The sequence below is a fragment of the Streptomyces sp. NPDC002776 genome, assembly GCF_053592195.1.
This window is the reverse complement of the sequence record NZ_JBSFVG010000002.1, coordinates 469,693-489,147: the sequence shown is the minus strand read 5'-3', so window position 1 is coordinate 489,147 and position 19,455 is coordinate 469,693. Positions and strand designations below refer to the sequence as shown.

Sequence of the window (19,455 nt, the reverse complement as noted above, 5' to 3'; positions counted from 1 at the left end):
CAAGTCTGGACCAGCCCGGGGACCGGGTCACGGGGCCGGGCCCCCGCTCAGGGGGTGTCGCCAGGTACACCACCGGGACCATCCAGCGACGCCAGCACCTTCGCCTCCACCTCCGGGTCGAGCCCCTTCGTCGAGCGGTCCGCGCGCATCGGCGCCGTCCCGCCGAGGCTCCGCAGCCAGCTCCAGGTGTCGGCGACGGTCTCCTCGACGGGACGGCAGCGCAGCCCCGTCGCCACGGCCCGGGAGACGTCGGCGCCGTGCAGCGCGGCATGCAGATCGCTGTTCGGCGGCACCCACACCGGCAACTGGACCCACGGCTCGATCCCGGCCTCCAGGATCATCTCCGGCCCGGCCCAGCGCAGTTCGGCCGTACCGCCGGTGACCGCCGCGCACGCGTCGAGCAGCGCGCCCATCGTGGCGTGTCCGGAGGGGCCGATCAGGTTGTACGGGCCGCTCAGCCCCTGCTCCGCGGCGCCGAGGAGCCAGTCGGCGAGGTCACGGGCGTCGATGTACTGGATCGGCAGCTCCCGCGGCCCCGGCGCCAGCACCGGTCCGCCGCGCGCCGTACGGTTCAGCCACCAGGGCAGCCGGCCGACGTTCTCGTACGGGCCGATGATCAGCCCCGCCCGCGCCAGCACCGCGCGGTCGGGGCCGAAGGCGTCCAGCACCGCCAGCTCGCCGCCCCGCTTGTCCTCGGCGTACGCGGTCTGCCCGGCGTCGGGGGAGGCGCCGCTCACCGTCGGCGCGTCCTCGGTGTAACCGGCGGGCGGAGCCCAGTCGTACACCGAGCAGCTGGACACGTACAGGTACCGCCCGACGCGGTCCCGCAGCAGCTGTGCGGCGTCCCGCACCGCGCTCGGCGCCGCCGACCAGGTGTCGACGACGACATCCCACTCGCCCTCCTCCAGCGCGGCGAGCCCGCCCGGGGCGGTGCGGTCGCCGTGCAGCGCCCTGACCCCTGCCGGGGCCTCGTGCCGCCCCCGGTGGAAGACGGTCACCTCCCAGTCCCGGCCGAGCGCCGCCTCGACCACGGCCCGCCCCACGAACTCCGTACCACCCAGCACCAGAAGTCTCATGGGGTGACTCTGCCCGGCCCGGGCGCGCAGGGGAACAGGCGTCTGCCGTCAGCAGAGCGCCGCCGCCCGGCATGCGGAAGGGGCGCCCGCCATGACGGCGGGCGCCCCTTGCCGGGCAGTGGCGGATCAGACCTGGCCGGCCTTCTCCAGGGCGGCGCAGCAGGTGTCGACGATCAGCCGGGTCACCACGTACGGGTCGACGTTGGCGTTCGGGCGGCGGTCCTCGATGTAGCCCTTGCCGTCCTTCTCGACCTGCCACGGGATACGGACCGAGGCACCGCGGTTGGAGACGCCGTAGGAGTACTCGTTCCACGGGGCGGTCTCGTGCAGACCGGTCAGGCGGTCGTCGATGCCGGCGCCGTAGTTCTTGACGTGGTCGAGCGGCTTGGAGCCCTCACCGAGCGACTCGCACGCGGTGATGATCGCGTCGTAGCCCTCGCGCATCGCCTTGGTGGAGAAGTTGGTGTGCGCGCCGGCGCCGTTCCAGTCGCCCTTGACCGGCTTGGGGTCGAGGGTCGCCGCGATGCCGAAGTCCTCGGCCGTGCGGTAGAGCAGCCAGCGGGCCACCCACATCTGGTCGGAGACCTCCAGCGGGGCGAGCGGGCCGACCTGGAACTCCCACTGGCCGGGCATGACCTCGGCGTTGATGCCGGAGATGCCCAGACCCGCCTTCAGGCAGTTGTCCAGGTGGGCCTCGACGACGTCACGGCCGAAGATCTCGTCGGCGCCGACGCCGCAGTAGTAGCCGCCCTGCGGGGCCGGGAAGCCGCCCTTGGGGAAGCCGAGCGGGTAGCCGTCCTTGAAGAACGTGTACTCCTGCTCGATGCCGAAGATCGGCTCCTGGGCGGCGAACTTCTCGGCGACCTCGGTCAGCGCGGCACGGGTGTTCGTGGCGTGCGGGGTCATGTCGATGTTCAGGACCTCGCACAGGACCAGGATGTCGTCGCCGCCGCGGATCGGGTCCGGGCAGGAGAAGACCGGCTTGAGCACGCAGTCCGAGGCGTGGCCCTCGGCCTGGTTGGTGGAAGACCCGTCGAAGCCCCAGATCGGCAGCTCGGCACCCTTCGCGTCGTCGCCAATGATCTTGGTCTTCGAACGCAGCTTGGCCGTCGGCTCGGTGCCGTCGATCCAGATGTACTCAGCCTTGAAGCTCACGGGCCACATCCTTCGGGGTGGGTCTCTAGGCGCACTTGCGGGTGCTGCGGCGCTGCGGCACTGGGGCGCCGCGTTGATGCCCGCGAGCCTGTCAACAGGCGATTTCCCGGTCATTGCTCCCATGTGAACCCCGTGTTACCTGGTGGTGCTGTGGTGCGTCTCACGCTGTGAGCCGTACCCGCGGCGACGAGGGGCATGGCGAGGCGACCGGCTGCCCCCCGAGGTACAGCCGGTCGCCGCTCCGCCTCAGCAGGTCAGGAGCTCACCCGACCTTCTCGATCACGGCCCGGCGGATCAGGAACTTGCCGGGCTCGCGGACCTGCTCGAAGGCCGCGTTGTTCAGCAGGACACAGGAGCCGGAGACCGAGGTGACCTCCACCGTCGTGGACTTGTTGTTGTCCAGGTTGGTGACCTTCAGCTTGGTGCCGGCCGGGAACTGGCTGCTGGACGCGGCCGGGGCGCCGCCCTCCCCGGAGAGGGTGACGGTGGAGCCGTTGCAGACCTGCTGCCCGGCTTCCGCCGGTGGCTGCGAGGGCTGGGCCTGCTCCGCCGGCGGCTGCGACTGGGCGGGCGGCGCGGCGGGCGGCGCGGCCTGGGAGCCCTGAGCCGACTCCCCGACGACGCACCCGGACGCCTCCTGCTGGACCTTGATCTGCGCGACGACCGCCTCGCGGTTGGTGATCCGGGCCGCCGACTGGGCGTCGGGCTCGGCCCGCTGTTCCTCGATGAACCGCAGATTGTTGCCGAGGGCGGTGGCGAGTCCCTGGCAGACACTCGACTCCGCGGCGGTCTTCGGCGGGGCGGCGTTGGAGGTGCTCGCCATGACGAAGGCACCGCCGCCCGCCACCGTCGTGGCGCTGACGAGCAGCGCCACCTTCTTCTTCGTGCTGAGGGTTCTCCTGCGTGACATACGCGCCTCCTGGGAGGTGGGGAGCTGTATGCCGCTAGGTACGAGATACCGAACGAAGTTGCTCAGGGGTTGCGGGAGTGATCGAAGTGACCTGTGCCACAAGGGAGTTGTCCACTTCCGCTGATTCACTCCCGCTGGGTCACTCCGGGGGTGCGGCGTCCTCGTAGGCCACCACGTCGTCGTTCACGTACTGGAGCAGCCCCTGGGTCTGACGGGTGAGCTCCTCCTGGCGGGTCTCGGAGCCGTCGCCCCACTGCCCGTTGGCGAACACCACGGACCGTACGGTCATCAGCCGCTCGAAGAGCCCCGGCGACCCCGGCGGCACGGTCGGCAGCCCCGCCTCCGGCGCCGGGTCCAGCGAGACGACCTGGTAGGTCACCGGGTCCATGGAGGCCATCATGAACACCCGCGAGGCGTCCTCGGGGCGCTCGAAGCTCAGCACCGAGACCGTCACCTGCGAGCGCCGGTCCGCGTCCGTGAACAGGGCCGCGGTCATCCGTGCGCACGGCCCGCCCTGCTCGATCAGCTCCGCCAGCGCCTGCGACATCCCGCGCGCGCAGTCGGTGGTGGTGGCGCGGTCGACTCGCTCGAAGGTGGAGCCGTCCTCCAGCGTGACCGTCTCGCGCGGGAACGCCTGGTCGGCGCTGATGATCGGGCGCTCCAGCAGCGAGGGCAGCGCGCTCGGGACGCCGGAGGGCGTGCCGGCGTCGACGCGGGGGACACTCTCGGTGCCGGACGGCTCGGCGGCGGCGCTCGGTGTCGTGTCCGCGGCCACCGCCGGGTCCTCTCCGTCGCCGCCCACGAGCAGCAGGGCTCCGGCCATGACGGCCCCGACCAGCACTCCGCCCGCGACCCCGGCCGCGGTCCGGCGCAGGCGCCGCCGGCGTATCAGCTCCTGCTCGGCGACCCAGGCGGCGTGCGGGTCAGGGGGGCCGGGGTACACGTACGGGCCGCCGGGATGACCGTACGGCGTTCCGTGCTCGGGGGACGTCATGGCGGCGGAGGGTAACAGGGCGCCCGGCCGCCGTTCACGCCGAGCGACAAACCCTCAACAACCGTGCGCCCGCGTCACTTTCGGGACAGTGCGTCCCGTACGGCCTCCTCGGTGCGGGCCACGACCGCGGTGCCGTCGTCGGCGGTGATGAGCGGGCGCTGGATGAGCTTCGGGTGCTCGGCGAGCGCCTTGACCCACCGGTCGCGGGAAGCCTCGTCCCGCGTCCACTCCTTCAGCCCGAGCTCCTTGGCCGCGGCTTCCTGGGTGCGGGTGATGTCCCACGGTTCGAGGCCGAGCCGGTCGAGTACGGCGCGGATCTCGTCCTCGCTCGGGACGTCCTCCAGATAGCGGCGGACGGTGTAGTCGGCGCCCTCGGCGTCCAGCACGGTGAGGGCGCTGCGGCACTTGGAACAGGCGGGGTTGATCCAGATCTCCATGAGGGCAACGGTAAGCGGATGGGGGCGCAAGTCACCTCTGTTCGATTTCCTGTGGCCCCAGGAGCCCCTCCCGGATCCGCTGTGGCAGACCGCCAATTCCCTTTCTCACCAGGGCGTTTGATGGCGGAGGCGTTCTGCTGATTGTCAGTGGTGGGCGGTAGACTGGAAGCAGTGTTCGAGGGTGTCGCCGGAGCGTCCGGACGGACGGCGCCCTGACCGCGACAGGAGGATGCCTGTGCCCGCTGCCGCACTGAAGCCGAAGCCGACCCAGTCCACCGCGAAGCGCCCGGTCCTGCTGGACCTGCCGTACGTCCCGCTGGAGAAGCGCCCGCTGCCCGCGGGCCGCCCCCGCGAGTGGTACGTCACCCACAACCGCCGCCTCAAGGCCATGCGCCTCGCCATAGCCCTGCTCGACTCGGGCGTCTACGTCCCGAACCAGGCCCGCAACGAGACGATCCGCGACACCGCGGAGCAGATCGGCATCCATCCCCCGTCGGACACGACGTGCCACATGGTGCGGGCGTTCATGCGCTACAACCGCTGAGCCCCATGCCGGGCGCCTTGCCTCCGCGAGGCACCCGGCACCCCGCAGGTGAGGGCAAGCGAATCCACCTTCACCCGCACCCCGGCCCGCACTCCGTGGACGGCGACCGCCCCCTGTCTCCCTTCGCCTCGCCAACTCCCGCTCCAGCGGAGCCCGGATTCACCGAACTCCAGGCGTACCGGCAGCCAGCCCGACCCAGGTCCTCGACCCGCAACTCCCGTTCCAGCGCCGTCGGGAATCACACCCACCCGCACCTCCGCCCCCACTCTGGGCCAGCCCCCACGCACCCCGGCCCGCACTCCGCGGACGGCGACCGCCCCGGCCCTCACCCCGTCAGCTCCCGCTCAAGCGGACCCCGACCCACCCGCGCCCGCGCTCCAGGCCGTACCGGCAGCCAGCCCGACCCAGGTCCTCGACCCGCAACTCCCGTTCCAGCGCCGTCGGGAGTCACCCCCACCCGCACCTCCGCCCCCACTTTGTGTCGACCCCGGTCCGCCGACCCGCAACTCCCGCTCCAGCCGCGTCGGGAATCACACCCACCCGCACCTCAGCCCCCACCCGACCCCGGCCCTCACCCCGTCAGCTCCCGCTCCAGCGGGGTGCGGAAGCGGGGCGTGACACGGGTCGTGCCCAGCCACTCCCGCAACCGCTCCGCCTCGGCCGAGATCGCCGTCTGTGCCTCCCCGCCCACCCCGGAGGAATCCAGCAGGCGCCACACGATCTCCCCGTCAGGGCGCTGCGCCCACCCCCCGACCACCCGTCCGTCCCACCACACCGTCGGCCCCACGTTCCCGCTCCGGTCGAACAACGCCCCCCGCAGCGACGGCGCCAGATACCAGTCCCGCCCCTGCCACCCCATCGCCGTGGGATCCAGCCCCGGCAACAGCGCCGCCCACGGCCGCCGCGGCTCCGCCACCGGCCCGGCGTCCCCGGCGACGACATATCCGGTGCCCTCGTCCAGCCCCACCGCCTCCGCCCCGATCGCCGCCAGCGCCCGCCGCACCTCGGTCACCCGCCACCCCGTCCACCACTTCAGATCCGCCTCCGTGGCAGGCCCGCACACCGCCAGCCACCGCCGCAGCAGCTCCGCCTGTGCCCCGGCAGGGCCCAGCTCGGGATGCTCCGGCGCCGGCGCCCACCGGAACTGCGTCGACGTCCACGAGCCGAGCGGCCGCCCCCGTACGACCTTCCCCTCGATCCCCAGCACCCTCAGCAGCCGCGACGAAACGGTGTGCACCCCCTCGTAGCTCTTCCCGGCCGCGTACACGAACTGCTCCCGCAACCGCGGCTCGTCCCGGGCCAGTTCGGCCGCCGTCGCCTCCCCGCGCCGCGCCAGCGCGGACAGCGCCGACGCCTCCACCTCCCGCAGCCACTCCGCGTCCGGCGCCCCCGCCTTCGCCATGTCCTTGACCAGTGAGGCGCGTTCCCGGGCGGCGACCGCGAGCCCGGTGGAGGCGTGCACGACGGCGGTCAGCTCGGTCGGGAACACGAACACCGTGTGCCGCATGCCGTGCATCCGCACCAGTGAACGGTCCTCGTACAGCGCCCGCTCCGTACCGGCGACGGTCTTCGCCGGGTCCGCCAGCCGCGCCCCGACGGCGAGGAACACCGTCGCCGGATCGGTACCGTGCAGCGCCACCAGCGACCCGGCGACCTCCTCCGGACTCCCCGCCCGCGCCTCCCCGGCCAGCCGATGCCGCACCGCCAGCCGGGCCCGCCGCTCGGCCACCCCGATGTACCGCGGCCCGCCGTCACCCATGTCCGACCTCCACCCGTCACAGCCGTCACCACATCCTGACGGAAGCCACTGACAGTCCCGGCGGGGCGAGTCCGGACAAGGGGCCTAGACCTGCGCCGTCACGCGGGCTCCGTCTTCCGCGTCGCCGCCGCGATGGCCTCCCGCAGGTGGTCCTCGTCGGCCTTGCTGAGCGAGGTCTGCACCAACTCACCGCCATAAGGCGTCAGTTGCGGGATCACCTTGTCGTCGGCCGCCTTCTTCACCAGTACGAACAGCGCGGCGGCACCCGGCCGCAGATTCGCGCTGAGGTCCTTCATGAAGTCGTCGTTGATGCCCGTGTCGGTGACCGCGCCCCCGGCCGCACCGGCCGCCGCGCCCACCGCCGCCCCCAGCAGCGGGGCCAGGAAGAGCAGTCCGATCACACCGCCCCACAGCGCACCGCCGGCCGCGCCCACGGCCGTGTGGTTGACCGCCTGATGCAGTTTGATCTTGCCGTCCTGGTGGCGCTCGACGACCACCGCGTCCTCCAGCTCCACCACATGCTGCTTGGACAGCTCGAACAGCTTGTCGCGGACCTGGCTCGCGGTGGCGACGTCCTTATAGGCGATGACGAAGAGATCGCTCATGGTGGGGCACCCCTTGTTTCCCGTACGGCATCGTCCCGCACGTCCGTATTGCGGCATTTGCGCAATCGATCCGACTCTAGGCCGGTGGAAAAGGGGATGCACGCCGAGTGCTCGGCTCCCTAGCCTGGACTAATCTCAGCCACCACGCCCATGGAGGGGAGGCCGTCATGGGCACCATCGTTCTTTCCGGGACCGTCGTCCTGGTTGTCATGGGATTCGGGAACCCTCTCTACTGGCTCGCCGCCGTCGCCGTGCTCTTCCTGTACGTGCGGTACGGGCGCGTCGCGTCGCCGACCCCCCGGTCGGGCGGCGGACCCGGCTCGATGCCGTCGGACTACCGCGCGTACCGGCAGCGTCGTGACACGCAGGCCAAGTGGGAGCGCCGCTACCGCCGCGAGCGGCCCATGCAGTTCCGCCGCCAGGACCGCGGCCGTAACAGCTGAGCGAAGGTTCGTGACCCAGGGGCGCCCCGAAGTCAGTAGGCGCCCCTGAGGTTCACGTACCCGAGCAGCACGATGATCGCCGCGACGCTCCCCAGGACCACGGCGGTGGATATCCAGGACCGCCGCCGGCTGTGCCGCACCGGGTCCGGATCGCCCCGGAACGGCACGGGACCGGGCGGGTTCTCCTTCCACCGGGCGGCCAGCATCCGCGCCCGCGCGGACGGCTCCTTGTGCGCGGCCGCGTCCGCCCACATGATGTCGAACTCCCGCTCGCCGTCGTCCCGTTCGGACATCCCCGTAGCCCTTCTCGAACAGCCGTACCCCCACGATACGACGACGCCCCCGCCCTGAGAAACAGGAACGGGGGCGCCGGCACAACGGCTCAGGCGTCGATCACACGTCGAAGTACAGCTCGAACTCGTGCGGGTGCGGACGCAGCTGGAGCGGGGCGATCTCGTTGGCGCGCTTGAAGTCGATCCACGTCTCGATCAGGTCGGACGTGAAGACGTCACCGGCGAGCAGGAACTCGTGGTCGCGCTCCAGGGAGTCGAGGACGGCCGGGAGGGAGGTCGGGACCTGGGCGACGTTCGCGTGCTCCTCGGGAGCCAGCTCGTACAGGTCCTTGTCGATCGGCTCGGCCGGCTCGATCTTGTTCTTGATGCCGTCCAGGCCCGCGAGGAGCAGGGCCGAGAAGGCCAGGTACGGGTTGCCGGAGGAGTCGGGCGCGCGAAACTCGACGCGCTTGGCCTTCGGGTTGGAGCCCGTGATCGGGATACGCATGGCAGCGGAGCGGTTGCGCTGCGAGTACACCAGGTTGATCGGCGCCTCGAAGCCCGGCACCAGGCGGTGGTAGGAGTTCACCGTCGGGTTGGTGAAGGCCAGCAGCGACGGGGCGTGCTTGAGGATGCCGCCGATGTAGTAGCGCGCCATGTCCGACAGGCCCGCGTAGCCGGCCTCGTCGTAGAACAGCGGGTCGCCGTTGCTCCACAGCGACTGGTGGACGTGCATGCCCGAGCCGTTGTCACCGAAGATCGGCTTCGGCATGAAGGTCGCGGTCTTGCCGTTGCGCCAGGCCACGTTCTTCACGATGTACTTGAAGAGCTGGAGGTCGTCGGCCGCGGCGAGCAGCGTGTTGAACTTGTAGTTGATCTCGGCCTGGCCGGCGGTGCCCACCTCGTGGTGCTGGCGCTCGACCTTCAGGCCCTGCTTGTCCAGCTCCAGGGAGATCTCGGCGCGCAGGTCGGCGAAGTGGTCGACCGGCGGGACCGGGAAGTAGCCGCCCTTGTAGCGGACCTTGTAGCCGCGGTTGTCCTCCAGCGCACCGGTGTTCCAGGCGCCCGCCTCGGAGTCGATGTGGTAGAAGGACTCGTTCGCGGAGGTCGCGAAGCGGACCGAGTCGAAGACGTAGAACTCGGCCTCGGGACCGAAGTACGCGGTGTCCGCGATACCGGTCGAGGCGAGGTAGGCCTCCGCCTTCTTCGCCACGTTCCGCGGGTCACGGGAGTACTGCTCGCCCGTGATCGGGTCGTGGATGAAGAAGTTGACGTTCAGCGTCTTGTCGCGGCGGAACGGGTCGACCCGGGCGGTCGACAGGTCCGCGCGCAGCGCCATGTCGGACTCGTGGATGGCCTGGAAGCCGCGGATCGACGACCCGTCGAAGGCGAGCTCCTCGTCCGGGTCGAACGCCTCGACGGGCACCGTGAAGTGCTGCATGACGCCCGGCAGGTCGCAGAAGCGGACGTCGACGAACTTGACCTCCTCGTCCGCGATGAACTTCTTGGCCTCGTCGGCGTTCTGGAACATCCAGCTCCTCCTACTCCCGACGGTCCGTGCCGGGGTGGTAGTTCGTTCGTGCGGCCAGTGCGGTGGCACACGCTGACCTCGACCCTAGGGACGCGTGATTTCTCTGGCGTGACCCATTTGTTTCGCACAAGTTAACCGGCCCTCGTTCCACCGTAGCCCCGACGCACCCCGACTGTCCTCGGTCATATGGGGGCGCAGTACCGTGGACGGGTGGACAACAGGCAAGCAATCGGATCGTGGCTCTCCGGGCCCCGCGCGGCCATGGAGGACGCCGGTATCGACCTCGGATACCGGGGTGAGCAACTCGGTCTGCCCGAGCACGGGCCCGGTTCCATCGCCCGTCCGGGCAGGCGCCTGGGCGCCCTCGCCGTGGACTGGGGCCTGTGTCTCTTGATCGCATACGGCCTGATCACGGAGGGCTACGACAGCACCACCGGCAACTGGGCGCTGCTGATCCTGTTCGTGATGAGCGCCCTGACCCTCGGCAGCGTCGGCTTCACGCCCGGCAAGCGCCTGTTCGGTCTGCGGGTGCTCGCCCTGGACACCGGCCGGGTCAATCCGCTGCGCGCCCTGCTGCGCACGGTCCTGCTCTGCCTCGCCGTCCCGGCCCTGATCTGGGACCGCGACGGCCGCGGCCTGCACGACCGGCTGGCCCGCACGGTCGAGGTCCGGATCTGACGCCGGTCGGGTGACCGTCGCGGCGGTCACGGCCCGGGGTCCCCGCCACGTCGAATGTTGTTCGAAACACTGCCGCCAACTCTGGCGGAGGTGGTTGGACAGTGTCGTACGACAGCACGTCGACGATCGTGGACCGGGCGACCGAGGTCGCCGACATCGCGGCCCGGCACAGCGAGGAGGCCGAGGCCGCACGGCGGCTCTCGCCCCAGGTGGTGCACGCGGTGCGGGACGCCGGTTTCGCCCGGCACTTCGTTCCCCTCGCCCACGGCGGCACGGCCGGCGGCTTCACCGAACTGACCTCGGCGGTCTTCCGGGTCGGCGAGGGCTGCACCTCCGCGGCCTGGGCGGCCTCCCTGGCGGCCTACGCCGGACGCTACGCGGCGTTCCTGCCCGAGCGGGGGCAGGCGGAGATCTGGGCGGCCGGACCCGACGCCCTGCTCGCCGCGGCGCTGATGCCGTCCGGCACCGCCCGCCGCGTCGACGGCGGCTGGCGGCTGAGCGGTGAGTGGAAGTACATCAGCGGGGTGCACTTCGCCGACTGGGCGCTCGCCTGCGCGCCCGTCCCCGACGAGCCGTCGGCGGACCCCGAGGGGCGGCCCGAGGTGCGGTACTTCGCGGTGCCGCGGGACGACTTCACCATCGCCGACAGCTGGTACTCCGTGGGCATGCGGGGCACCGGCAGCGACACCCTGGTGCTCTCCGACGTCTTCGTGCCCGGGCACCGCACCCTGGCCCGCTCCGCCGTCCACGCCGGCCGCGCCCCCGCCTCGGACGCCCGCTGCCACATCGTGCCGATGTACGCCGTGAACGCGCTGCCCTTCGCCGCCCCGCTGGTCGGCGCCGTGCGGGGCGCCATGCGGGCCTGGGTCGAGCGGACCGGATCACGGGTCGACCGGCGGGGGAGGGCCGTACGGGAGATGCCCTCGGCGCAGGTCTCGCTGGCCCGCTCGGCCGCCGAGGCGGACGCCGCGGAACTCCTCGTCCGGCGTACCGCGGCGGTCGCCGACGGAACGGAGTCCCCGGCCGAGGGCGAGGCGGCGGTCCGCGGGGCCCGGGACCTGGCGCTGGCGGTGGAACTGCTGGTCTCGGCCGTCGACCGGGTCTTCCGCAGCAGCGGAACCTCCGGCCAGTCCTCGACCGACCCGGTGCAGCGCTTCTGGCGGGACGTGAACAGCGCCGCCTCCCACGTGGCGCTCTCCTTCGAGTCCACGGGCGCCGCCTACGGTGCCTGGGCCCTGTCCGACCGGAGCTGACGTCCGGTTGCCGGGGCGGCGGGGCTCGCGGATAGTCGCGTCATGACCGAGCTGGACACAGACATACCGGACACGACGCTGGCATCCGAGGTGGCATCCGAGGAGTTCCGGGCCGCGATGGGCCGCTTCCCCTCGGGTGTCGTGGTGGTGACCACCCGGTGCCTGGACGGCACCCCCCGCGGCTTCACCGCGAGCTCGTTCTGCTCGGTGTCGCTGGAGCCGCCGATGGTCCTGGTGTGCCTGGCGGACTCGGCCGACTCGGCCGCGTCCTTCGCCCGCTGCGACCGCTTCGCGGTGAGCGTGCTCTCCCCGGTCCACCGCCCGCTCGCGGAGCGCTTCGCCACCAGGGGCGCCGACAAGTTCGGCTCCGCCGGACTGCGGCTGAGCCCCGGCGGACTGCCGACGGTCGAGCGGGCCCCGTCCGTGCTGGAATGCGCCGTACACGCACGTCACCCGGCCGGGGACCATACGGTCCTGATCGGCCGGGTGACGGGTGTACGACTGGGTGAAGGAGCCCCGATGGTCTATTACGACCGGTCCTTCAGAACGCTGGCCTGAGGCTCAGCGGGCCTCAGGCTCAGCGGGCCTTCGGGCCGCCCTTGGGAAGCTTCATGCCCTTGGGCATCGGCCCCTTCGGCAGCGGCATGTTGCTCATCAGGTCGCCCATGGCCTTCAGGCGGTCGTTGGTCGCGGTCACCTGGGGGCCCGAGAGCACCCGCGGCAGCTTCAGCATGGTCGTCCGCAGCTTCTTCAGCTCGACCCGGCCCTCGCCGACGCCCACGATCAGATCGTGCACCGGCACGTCCGCCACGATGCGGTTCATCTTCCTCTTCTCGGCCGCCAGCAGGCTCTTCACCCGGTTCGGGTTGCCCTCGGCGACCAGTACGATCCCGGCCTTGCCGACCGCCCGGTGCACCACGTCCTGGCTGCGGTTCATCGCCACCGCGGGGGTGGTCGTCCAGCCCCGGCCGATGTTGTCCAGTACGGCGGCGGCCGCGCCCGGCTGGCCCTCCATCTGACCGAAGGCGGCCCGCTCGGCCCGCCGCCCGAACACGATCGCCGTGCCGAGGAAGGCGAGCAGCACCCCCAGGATGCCGAGGTAGATCGGGTGACCGATCAGGAAGCCGATCGCGAGAAAGACACCGAGGATGAGGAGGAAGACGCCCGCCAGCACGAAGCCGATCTTCTTGTCGGCCCTGCGAGTCATCTTGTACGTCAGGGCGATCTGCTTCAGACGCCCGGGGTTAGCGGCATCCGCCGCGCTGTCACTTCTCGCCATGGCACGAAGTCTACGTGGCCCCGCGAGCGCCGACGACGGCAGTGCCGGTCACCGAACGGTCAGGGACCGGGGGTGAGCACCCGCTCCAGGATCTGCTGCGCCTCGACCCGGTCCTTGGCCCGGCGGCGGTCCTCCAGGACGGACGTCCAGGCGTTGCGGCGGGCGGTGCGCTGGCCGCCGCTCAGGAGCAGCGACTCGACGGCACGGAGTGCAGTGCTGACGGACGGAATGGCGGTGGCGCGTACCGGCGCGGCCTGCATGGGTGAGGTCCCCCCTCGGAGTGGGTTCGGATGTACGTGATGTGAGTCCAGCGTCACTGTTTGGTGTTACCAGGGCGTGACCGGCCGGTCAAACGCGAATGAAGCCCCGAGGAGTGGCCCGAAAACGCCGACGCGGTCCTGAAGCGCCCCCATCTGCGGGGACACCCAGGACCGCGTCAATCGGCCGCTACCGGGCGGTAGTTGCTTGTGCGCAGGTTCACACGCGCACGGTGGCACCGCGTGCCGTCAGACCGCCTGCGAGGCGACGTACGAACCGCGCTTTTCCACGGCCATCTGGTACAGCCGTCCGGCGCGGTAGGACGAGCGCACCAGCGGCCCGGACATCACGCCGGAGAAGCCGATCTGCTCGGCCTCCTCCTTCAGCTCCACGAACTCGTGCGGCTTGACCCAGCGCTCCACGGGGTGGTGGCGCACGGAGGGGCGCAGGTACTGGGTGATGGTGATCAGCTCGCAGCCGGCCTCGTGCAGCTGCCGCAGCGCCTCGCTGACCTCCTCGCGGGTCTCGCCCATGCCGAGGATCAGGTTCGACTTGGTCACCAGGCCGAAGTCGCGGGCCTCGGTGATGACCTTCAGGGAGCGCTCGTAGCGGAAGCCGGGACGGATGCGCTTGAAGATCCGCGGGACGGTCTCGACGTTGTGCGCGAAGACCTCGGGGCGGGACTCGAAGACCTGCCGCAGCAGCTCCGGCACGGCGTTGAAGTCGGGGGCCAGCAGCTCGACCTTGGTGCGGCCGGCCTCGCGGCCCGCGGTCTGCTGGTGGATCTGGCGGACCGTCTCGGCGTACAGCCAGGCGCCGCCGTCCTCCAGGTCGTCGCGGGCGACGCCGGTGATGGTGGCGTAGTTCAGGTCCATGGTGACCACGGACTCACCCACGCGGCGCGGCTCGTCGCGGTCGAGGGCCTCGGGCTTGCCGGTGTCGATCTGGCAGAAGTCACAGCGCCGGGTGCACTGGTCGCCGCCGATGAGGAAGGTCGCCTCGCGGTCCTCCCAGCACTCGTAGATGTTGGGACAGCCGGCTTCCTGGCAGACCGTGTGCAGGCCCTCGCTCTTCACGAGGTTCTGCATCTTGATGTACTCGGGACCCATTTTCGCCCGGGTCTTGATCCACTCGGGCTTGCGCTCGATGGGGGTCTGGGCGTTCCGGACCTCAAGGCGCAGCATCTTGCGTCCGTCGGGTGTGACTGCGGACACATCGGCTCCCTGTAGCTTCGATTCTTCGGCGTACACCAGGGTACGCCCGTGTTTACTCAGCCCTGCTGTCAGGCCAACCCCACGGCCCGATGGCGGATTCCCGGCGTCAGACGGCCGCCCGCTCGATCTCCCGTGGCTTCAGCTCCGCGTTCCGCAGCACGTCGGTCAGGTGCCGCTCGACGACCGGCAGCACCTCGCCGATGGTCACGTCCCGGCCCAGCTCGGCGGCGAGGGAGGCGACGCCCGCGTCCCGGATGCCGCACGGGATGATGCGGTCGAACCACTTGTTGTCGGGGTTCACGTTCAGCGCGAAGCCGTGCATCGTGACGCCCTTGGCCACCCGGATGCCGATCGCGGCGATCTTGCGGTCCTCGCGGCGCTGGCCCGCGTTGGACGGGGCGTACTCGGGGCCGTTCAGCCGCGGGTCGAACTCCTCGTCCTGCAGCCGGGGGTCGAAGTCGAGCGAGAGGCCGCCGAGCACGGGACGCTGCTCGACCGGGTCGCCGAGCACCCACACTCCGCTGCGGCCCTCGACGCGGGTGGTCTCCAGGCCGAACTCCGCGCAGGTGCGGATCAGGGCCTCCTCCAGCCGCCGTACATGCGCCACGACGTCCACCGGGCGCGGGAGCTTCTGGATCGGGTAGCCGACCAGCTGGCCCGGGCCGTGCCAGGTGATCTTGCCGCCGCGGTCCACGTCGATCACCGGGGTGCCGTCCAGCGGCCGCTCGTTGTCCGCCGTGCGCCGGCCGGCCGTGTAGACCGGCGGGTGTTCGAGGAACAGCACGGTGTCGGGGATCTCGTCGGCGAACCGGGCCGCGTGCACCCGGCGCTGCTCGTCCCACGCCTCCTGGTACTCGACGGCGTTCGCTCCGAACCCCATCCGGACGAACCGCAACTCACTCACGGCAAGCGCCTCCCTGGACGTCGTAAGGCACGAAGGGTGCCTACGCCACTGTACGACTGCCGGTCGAGCGTCAGTCTTGCGGCCAATCCTCACACGATCGGATGAACGGGTGACGAAATGTGCGATGGCCTGCTCACTCTCCGCTACATTCGCGCCGTTCACTGAGGCCATAAGGGCTGCTCACAGGCAATCCGGGCAAGTCAGAGGCCTGGAAGGCAGGAGACCGCACCGCAGATGACGGAACGACCCGCGCAGCGCACCCCCAACCGCCAGCTCGCCGCGCTCATCGCAGAAGCGGGGTTCTCCAACGCGGGTCTCGCCCGTCGCGTGGACCAGCTCGGACTCGAACACGGGCTGGACCTGAGATACGACAAGACATCCGTGACCCGCTGGCTGCGCGGACAGCAGCCGCGCGGCACCACCCCCGCCCTGATCGCCGAGGTCTTCACCCGCCGCCTCGGCCGCCGGCTCACCGCCCAGGACCTCGGCCTGGACGCCTGCGCCCCCGTCTACGCGGGCCTGGAGTTCGCCGCGACCCCCGAGGAGGCCGTCGACATCGTCAGCGGGCTGTGGCGCAAGGACTCCGGCAGCCATGCCGAGCTGCGCAAGATCGCCTTCACCCCAGCCGGACTGGTGGTGCCGAGCCGGGACTGGCTGATCGGCCGGCCCGACGACCGGGTCGCGCACGGCGAGGCGCCGGTCCGGGTGCCGGTGCAGAACCGCCCCTCGGTGCCCCGGCAGCGCGGCGCCGAGCGCGGCCCCGGCCAGAAGGTCACCGCCGGCGACATCAACGCCCTGCGCTCGGTCGGTGAGCTCTTCCGCACCCTGGACAACATGTACGGCGGCGGCCACGCCCGCCAGGCCCTCGTGCGCTACCTGGAGCACGAGTGCGAGCCGATGCTGCGCGGCACCTACGGCGAGCAGACCGGCCGCCGCCTGTTCGCCGCGGCCGCCGACCTGACCCGGCTCGCGGGCTGGACGTCGTACGACATCGCAGCCCACGGGCTCGCGCAGCGGTACTACGTCCAGTCGCTGCGGCTGGCCCAGGCGGCCGGGGACCGGGCGTACGGCTCGTACGTGCTGGTCACCATGAGCCGGCAGGCCGTCTACCTCGGGCACGGGCGGGAGGCGGTGCAGCTCGCGCGGGTGGCCCAGCAGGGCGTCGGCACGACCGCCCCGCCCACCGTCCAGGCCCTGCTGCACGCGGCCGAGGCCCGCGGGCACGGGGTGCTGGGGGAGGTACGGGCCTGTACGGCGTCCCTGGCCCGCGCCGAGCGCGCCCTGGAGGCGGCGCGGCCCGGCGACGAGGTGCCGCACTGGGCCCGGTTCTTCGACGAGGCGCAACTGGCCGACGAGCTCGGCCACTGCCACCGCGACCTGCAGCAGTTCCGGGCGGCGGCGCAGCACGCCGAGCGCTCCCTGCAGCTGCGGGCCCCCGCCTTCGCCCGCAGCCGCCTGTTCTGCCGCGTGGTCCTCGCCACCGCACGCCTGGGCCTCGGCGAACTCGACCAGGCGTGCGCGCTGGGCGTGGAGGCCGCGGGCCAGGCGGCGGAGATGCGGTCGGTACGGGCGGTGGAGTACATCCGGGACTTCGAGCGAAGGCTGGAGCCGTACAAGGACGCCGCCCCGGTGCGCGGGTACCGGGACAGGGTGGCCGCGCTGGGGTAGGCCGGCCGGCCCGCCTCAGGCCGCCTGGGCCGTCGGCAGGGGGTCCGCCCGGTGCAGGGAGCCGGTCACTCCCAGGTCGCTCACGATCGACCCCGCCGCGCGGCGGGCCGAGTGCAGGGCGCCCTGGACGGTGCTGGTGTCCCGGTGGTCGCCGCAGACGTACAGGCCCGCCAGCAGGCGCACCGGGCGGTGCGGGTCGTGCGGGGGGCGCATGGACGGCACCGCGTCCGCCGTGTGGTGGACCGCCAGGGTCTCCCAGCGGGTGGTGGACGTGCCGTACAGGCGGGCCAGATGCCTGCGGACCGCCGTGTCGAGGTCCGCGGGCGGTGCGCCGAGCACCGTCGACGACACCAGGGCGCGGCCCGCCGGGGCCCGGGCCGGGTCCACCGCGCTGGCCACCGCCGTGTGCGCCACCGGGCCGCCCCGGTCGGCGTCGAGGAGCAGTGCGGCGCCGCTCGACGGCGGCTCGTCCGTCGTGTGGTGGACGACCGTCACCGGATGGAAGTCCGGGACCCGCAGCCCGGGCAGCAGGCCTGCGGCGGTGCGTGCGCCGGTGGCGAGGAGCACGGCACGGCAGCGGTACACCCCGTGCTCCGCGGTGGTCACCGAGGTCGTGGAGACCGAGGTGACCCGCACCCCGGTGTGCACGGTCCCGGCGGGCAGGGACCGGGCGAGCAGCCGGGGCAGGGTCTCCGCGCCTCCCTCCGGCACGCACAGCCGCCCCCTGGCGAAGGAGTGCAGCGCCAGGTCCGCGCACCGGCTGGAGACCGTCAGCTCCGGATCGCCCAGCAGGGCCGAGAGCAGCGGCCGTACGAAGTTGTCGACCGTGCGGGCGGGCAGGACTCGGGCCGTCAGCGACCGCCCGGCCGTCGACTCCGGGCGGGCCAGCAGGCGGGCGGCCGGGGTGCCCGCGAGCCGGGCCAGCGCGGCGGCGAGCCGCGCCTGGTCGACCGCAGTGCCCAGCGGCGCACGGGGCGCCGACGTCGGCCGGGGGGCGCTCGCCAGGGCGCGCACCGTGTGGAGTGCGCCCCTTGCGCCACCCTGGGACGCCGGAGCGCCCACGCGATGGTGGCGTCCGTCGCTGTGCAGCAGGATGTCGGGGGCGAAGGTGCGCAGGGCGAGCGCGTCGAGTCCCGGGGTCAGTCTCAGTTCGGGGTACGACGTGGACATCAGCTGCCCGACGCGGTCGAGCCGGAAGCCGTCCACCTTCTCGGTCGACATGCGGCCGCCCACCTCATGGGCGGCCTCCAGGACTGTGACGCTCACTCCTGCACTGATCAGCCGTTGCGCCGCCGCGAGGCCGGCGATCCCGGCTCCCACCACGACGACGTCCGCCTGGTACGCGGGCTCAAGCACGTGCCCCTCCTCGAGGTTGCGCGGCCGGTGGAGACGTCATGCCCCCAACAGGCTCCGGGGATACCCGAGTTCGGGTCGAGGTTAGGGCGGCAATCGGTCAGCGGGAGTCGCGCATCGACAGGGCACGGTCGCACAACGGTCGCATGCGGGCGGCGAACCGGGCTCACCTCGTCACAGCGCGGCCCGTACGGCCGCCTCCGCATCGGGGAACGCGAAGCTGAACCCCGACTCCAGCAGCCGCTTCGGCACCACCCGTGCGCTGCCGAGCACATCCCCGGCCATCTCCCCGAGCACCGTCCGCAACACCGGCGCCGGCACCGCGAACAGCGTCGGCCGGCGCAGCACCCGCCCCATCACCTCGGTGATCTCACGGTTCGTCAGCGGCTCGGGCGCGGTCACGTTGAACGGCCCCGACAGCCCGTCGGCCGCCATCAGATGCCGGATCGCCGCCACCTCGTCGTGCAGCGAGACGTACGACCAGTACTGGCTCCCGTCGCCCATCCGCCCGCCGAGCCCCGCCTTGAACAACGGGAACAGCCGCGCCCAGGCCCCGCCCTGCCGGGCCACCACGAGCCCCGTGCGCACGAACACCGTCCGCACCCCCGCCCGCTCGGCCGGCGCCGCCGCGCCCTCCCACGCCACGCACACCTCGGGCAGGAAGCCGGTCCCGGGCGGCGCGTTCTCGTCGACGGCCCGGTCGCCGGTCTCGCCGTAGTAGCCGATCGCGCTGCCGTTGACGAAGACCCGCGGCGGCTCGGGCAGCGCCGCCATGGCCTCGGCGAGCGTCGCCGTGCCCCGCACCCGGCTGTCCCGGATCCGCTGCTTGTACGCGTCCGTCCACCGCCGCCCGCCCACCCCGGCCCCCGCGAAGTTGAGCACCGCGGCGCACCCGGCGAGCCCGGCCGGATCGACGTACCCGGCGTCGGGGTCCCAGCGGACCTCGTCCTTCGCCCGCGCCGCGCGCCGCACCAGGCGCACCACCTCGTGCCCGTCCGCCCGCAAGGACCGGACCACGGCGCCGCCGATGAGCCCCGACGCGCCGGCCACCACGATCTTCGAGTGTTCCATGGCCCCATCCTCCGCCCGCCGTCCTGCCTGCCCGGTCAGCCCGGTCCGCCG

At 72.0% G+C, this 19,455-nt stretch carries 21 protein-coding genes; 6 read left to right on the top strand and 15 right to left on the bottom strand.

Annotated elements, in window-relative coordinates:
• Window positions 1-47: 47 nt before the first annotated feature.
• The 5 genes from ACWD11_RS06395 to ACWD11_RS06375 all read right to left on the bottom strand — a co-directional run bounded on the left by ACWD11_RS06395 (window position 48) and on the right by ACWD11_RS06375 (window position 4,572).
• Window positions 48-1,076 (bottom strand): NAD-dependent epimerase/dehydratase family protein, encoded by a 1,029-nt coding sequence (locus ACWD11_RS06395; protein ID WP_451281596.1) that lies wholly within the window; start codon window positions 1,074-1,076, stop codon window positions 48-50.
• Between the two features lie 126 nt (window positions 1,077-1,202).
• Window positions 1,203-2,231 (bottom strand): glutamine synthetase, encoded by a 1,029-nt coding sequence (glnII, locus tag ACWD11_RS06390; protein ID WP_389416410.1) that lies wholly within the window; start codon window positions 2,229-2,231, stop codon window positions 1,203-1,205.
• A gap of 262 nt (window positions 2,232-2,493) precedes the next feature.
• Window positions 2,494-3,141 carry a hypothetical protein gene (locus tag ACWD11_RS06385; protein ID WP_451281594.1) on the bottom strand — a complete coding sequence of 216 codons (648 nt, stop codon included), beginning with the start codon at window positions 3,139-3,141 and terminating at the stop codon, window positions 2,494-2,496.
• A gap of 139 nt (window positions 3,142-3,280) precedes the next feature.
• The gene (locus tag ACWD11_RS06380) at window positions 3,281-4,135 is read right to left on the bottom strand and encodes a hypothetical protein (protein WP_451281592.1); all 855 of its coding nucleotides are present in this window, start codon (window positions 4,133-4,135) and stop codon (window positions 3,281-3,283) included.
• Window positions 4,136-4,209: 74 nt separating this feature from the next.
• Window positions 4,210-4,572 (bottom strand): arsenate reductase family protein, encoded by a 363-nt coding sequence (locus ACWD11_RS06375; RefSeq protein WP_389416413.1) that lies wholly within the window; start codon window positions 4,570-4,572, stop codon window positions 4,210-4,212.
• Between the two features lie 235 nt (window positions 4,573-4,807).
• Between ACWD11_RS06375 and ACWD11_RS06370 the strand changes: the two genes are divergently transcribed.
• Entirely contained in the window at window positions 4,808-5,116 is a 309-nt protein-coding gene (locus ACWD11_RS06370) for a hypothetical protein (protein WP_389416414.1), read from the top strand.
• Window positions 5,117-5,687: 571 nt separating this feature from the next.
• Here ACWD11_RS06370 and ACWD11_RS06365 read toward each other — a convergent pair.
• Together ACWD11_RS06365 and ACWD11_RS06360 are read right to left on the bottom strand one after the other, a co-directional pair.
• Window positions 5,688-6,875, bottom strand: coding sequence for a winged helix DNA-binding domain-containing protein (locus tag ACWD11_RS06365; protein WP_451281590.1), 1,188 nt, complete (start codon window positions 6,873-6,875; stop codon window positions 5,688-5,690).
• Window positions 6,876-6,973: 98 nt separating this feature from the next.
• A complete protein-coding gene (locus ACWD11_RS06360; RefSeq protein WP_451281588.1) occupies window positions 6,974-7,480 on the bottom strand; it encodes a DUF1269 domain-containing protein in 507 nt (168 codons plus the stop codon).
• A 167-nt stretch (window positions 7,481-7,647) separates the two neighbouring features.
• Between ACWD11_RS06360 and ACWD11_RS06355 the strand changes: the two genes are divergently transcribed.
• The gene (locus tag ACWD11_RS06355) at window positions 7,648-7,923 is read left to right on the top strand and encodes a hypothetical protein (RefSeq protein WP_451120501.1); all 276 of its coding nucleotides are present in this window, start codon (window positions 7,648-7,650) and stop codon (window positions 7,921-7,923) included.
• Window positions 7,924-7,955: 32 nt separating this feature from the next.
• Here ACWD11_RS06355 and ACWD11_RS06350 read toward each other — a convergent pair whose 3' ends face one another.
• A complete protein-coding gene (locus tag ACWD11_RS06350) occupies window positions 7,956-8,216 on the bottom strand; it encodes an SCO2583/SCO2584 N-terminal domain-containing protein (protein WP_451281586.1) in 261 nt (86 codons plus the stop codon).
• A 100-nt stretch (window positions 8,217-8,316) separates the two neighbouring features.
• Window positions 8,317-9,726, bottom strand: a complete 1,410-nt coding sequence (gene glnA, locus ACWD11_RS06345; protein WP_250070264.1) for a type I glutamate--ammonia ligase — start codon at window positions 9,724-9,726, stop codon at window positions 8,317-8,319.
• A gap of 210 nt (window positions 9,727-9,936) precedes the next feature.
• Between glnA and ACWD11_RS06340 the strand changes: the two genes are divergently transcribed.
• The 3 genes from ACWD11_RS06340 (at window position 9,937) to ACWD11_RS06330 (ending at window position 12,215) form a co-directional block, all read left to right on the top strand.
• Window positions 9,937-10,404 carry an RDD family protein gene (locus ACWD11_RS06340; RefSeq protein WP_389418444.1) on the top strand — a complete coding sequence of 156 codons (468 nt, stop codon included), beginning with the start codon at window positions 9,937-9,939 and terminating at the stop codon, window positions 10,402-10,404.
• A 101-nt stretch (window positions 10,405-10,505) separates the two neighbouring features.
• A complete protein-coding gene (locus ACWD11_RS06335; RefSeq protein WP_389418445.1) occupies window positions 10,506-11,657 on the top strand; it encodes an acyl-CoA dehydrogenase family protein in 1,152 nt (383 codons plus the stop codon).
• A gap of 42 nt (window positions 11,658-11,699) precedes the next feature.
• Window positions 11,700-12,215, top strand: a complete 516-nt coding sequence (locus tag ACWD11_RS06330; RefSeq protein ID WP_451281583.1) for a flavin reductase family protein — start codon at window positions 11,700-11,702, stop codon at window positions 12,213-12,215.
• 19 nt (window positions 12,216-12,234) lie between these two features.
• Here the strand turns inward: ACWD11_RS06330 and ACWD11_RS06325 are convergent, their stop codons facing one another.
• The 4 genes from ACWD11_RS06325 to lipB form a co-directional block, all read right to left on the bottom strand.
• Window positions 12,235-12,936, bottom strand: a complete 702-nt coding sequence (locus ACWD11_RS06325; protein ID WP_389418447.1) for a DUF4191 domain-containing protein — start codon at window positions 12,934-12,936, stop codon at window positions 12,235-12,237.
• Window positions 12,937-12,995: 59 nt separating this feature from the next.
• A complete protein-coding gene (locus tag ACWD11_RS06320) occupies window positions 12,996-13,196 on the bottom strand; it encodes an SCO2195 family GlnR-regulated protein (protein ID WP_389418448.1) in 201 nt (66 codons plus the stop codon).
• 246 nt (window positions 13,197-13,442) lie between these two features.
• Entirely contained in the window at window positions 13,443-14,408 is a 966-nt protein-coding gene (gene lipA / locus ACWD11_RS06315; protein ID WP_451281581.1) for a lipoyl synthase, read from the bottom strand.
• A gap of 106 nt (window positions 14,409-14,514) precedes the next feature.
• The gene (gene lipB / locus ACWD11_RS06310) at window positions 14,515-15,312 is read right to left on the bottom strand and encodes a lipoyl(octanoyl) transferase LipB (RefSeq protein WP_389418450.1); all 798 of its coding nucleotides are present in this window, start codon (window positions 15,310-15,312) and stop codon (window positions 14,515-14,517) included.
• Between the two features lie 234 nt (window positions 15,313-15,546).
• Here lipB and ACWD11_RS06305 point away from each other — a divergent pair, with 234 nt between their 5' ends.
• Window positions 15,547-16,980: a regulator gene (locus ACWD11_RS06305; RefSeq protein ID WP_389418451.1), complete on the top strand. Its 1,434-nt coding sequence runs from the start codon at window positions 15,547-15,549 to the stop codon at window positions 16,978-16,980.
• 15 nt (window positions 16,981-16,995) lie between these two features.
• Here ACWD11_RS06305 and ACWD11_RS06300 read toward each other — a convergent pair whose 3' ends face one another.
• Together ACWD11_RS06300 and ACWD11_RS06295 are read right to left on the bottom strand one after the other, a co-directional pair.
• Window positions 16,996-18,336 (bottom strand): NAD(P)/FAD-dependent oxidoreductase, encoded by a 1,341-nt coding sequence (locus tag ACWD11_RS06300; RefSeq protein ID WP_451281578.1) that lies wholly within the window; start codon window positions 18,334-18,336, stop codon window positions 16,996-16,998.
• Between the two features lie 171 nt (window positions 18,337-18,507).
• On the bottom strand, window positions 18,508-19,404 hold the full coding sequence (locus ACWD11_RS06295) for a TIGR01777 family oxidoreductase (RefSeq protein ID WP_451281576.1): 897 nt from the start codon (window positions 19,402-19,404) through the stop codon (window positions 18,508-18,510).
• Window positions 19,405-19,455: the final 51 nt, after the last annotated feature.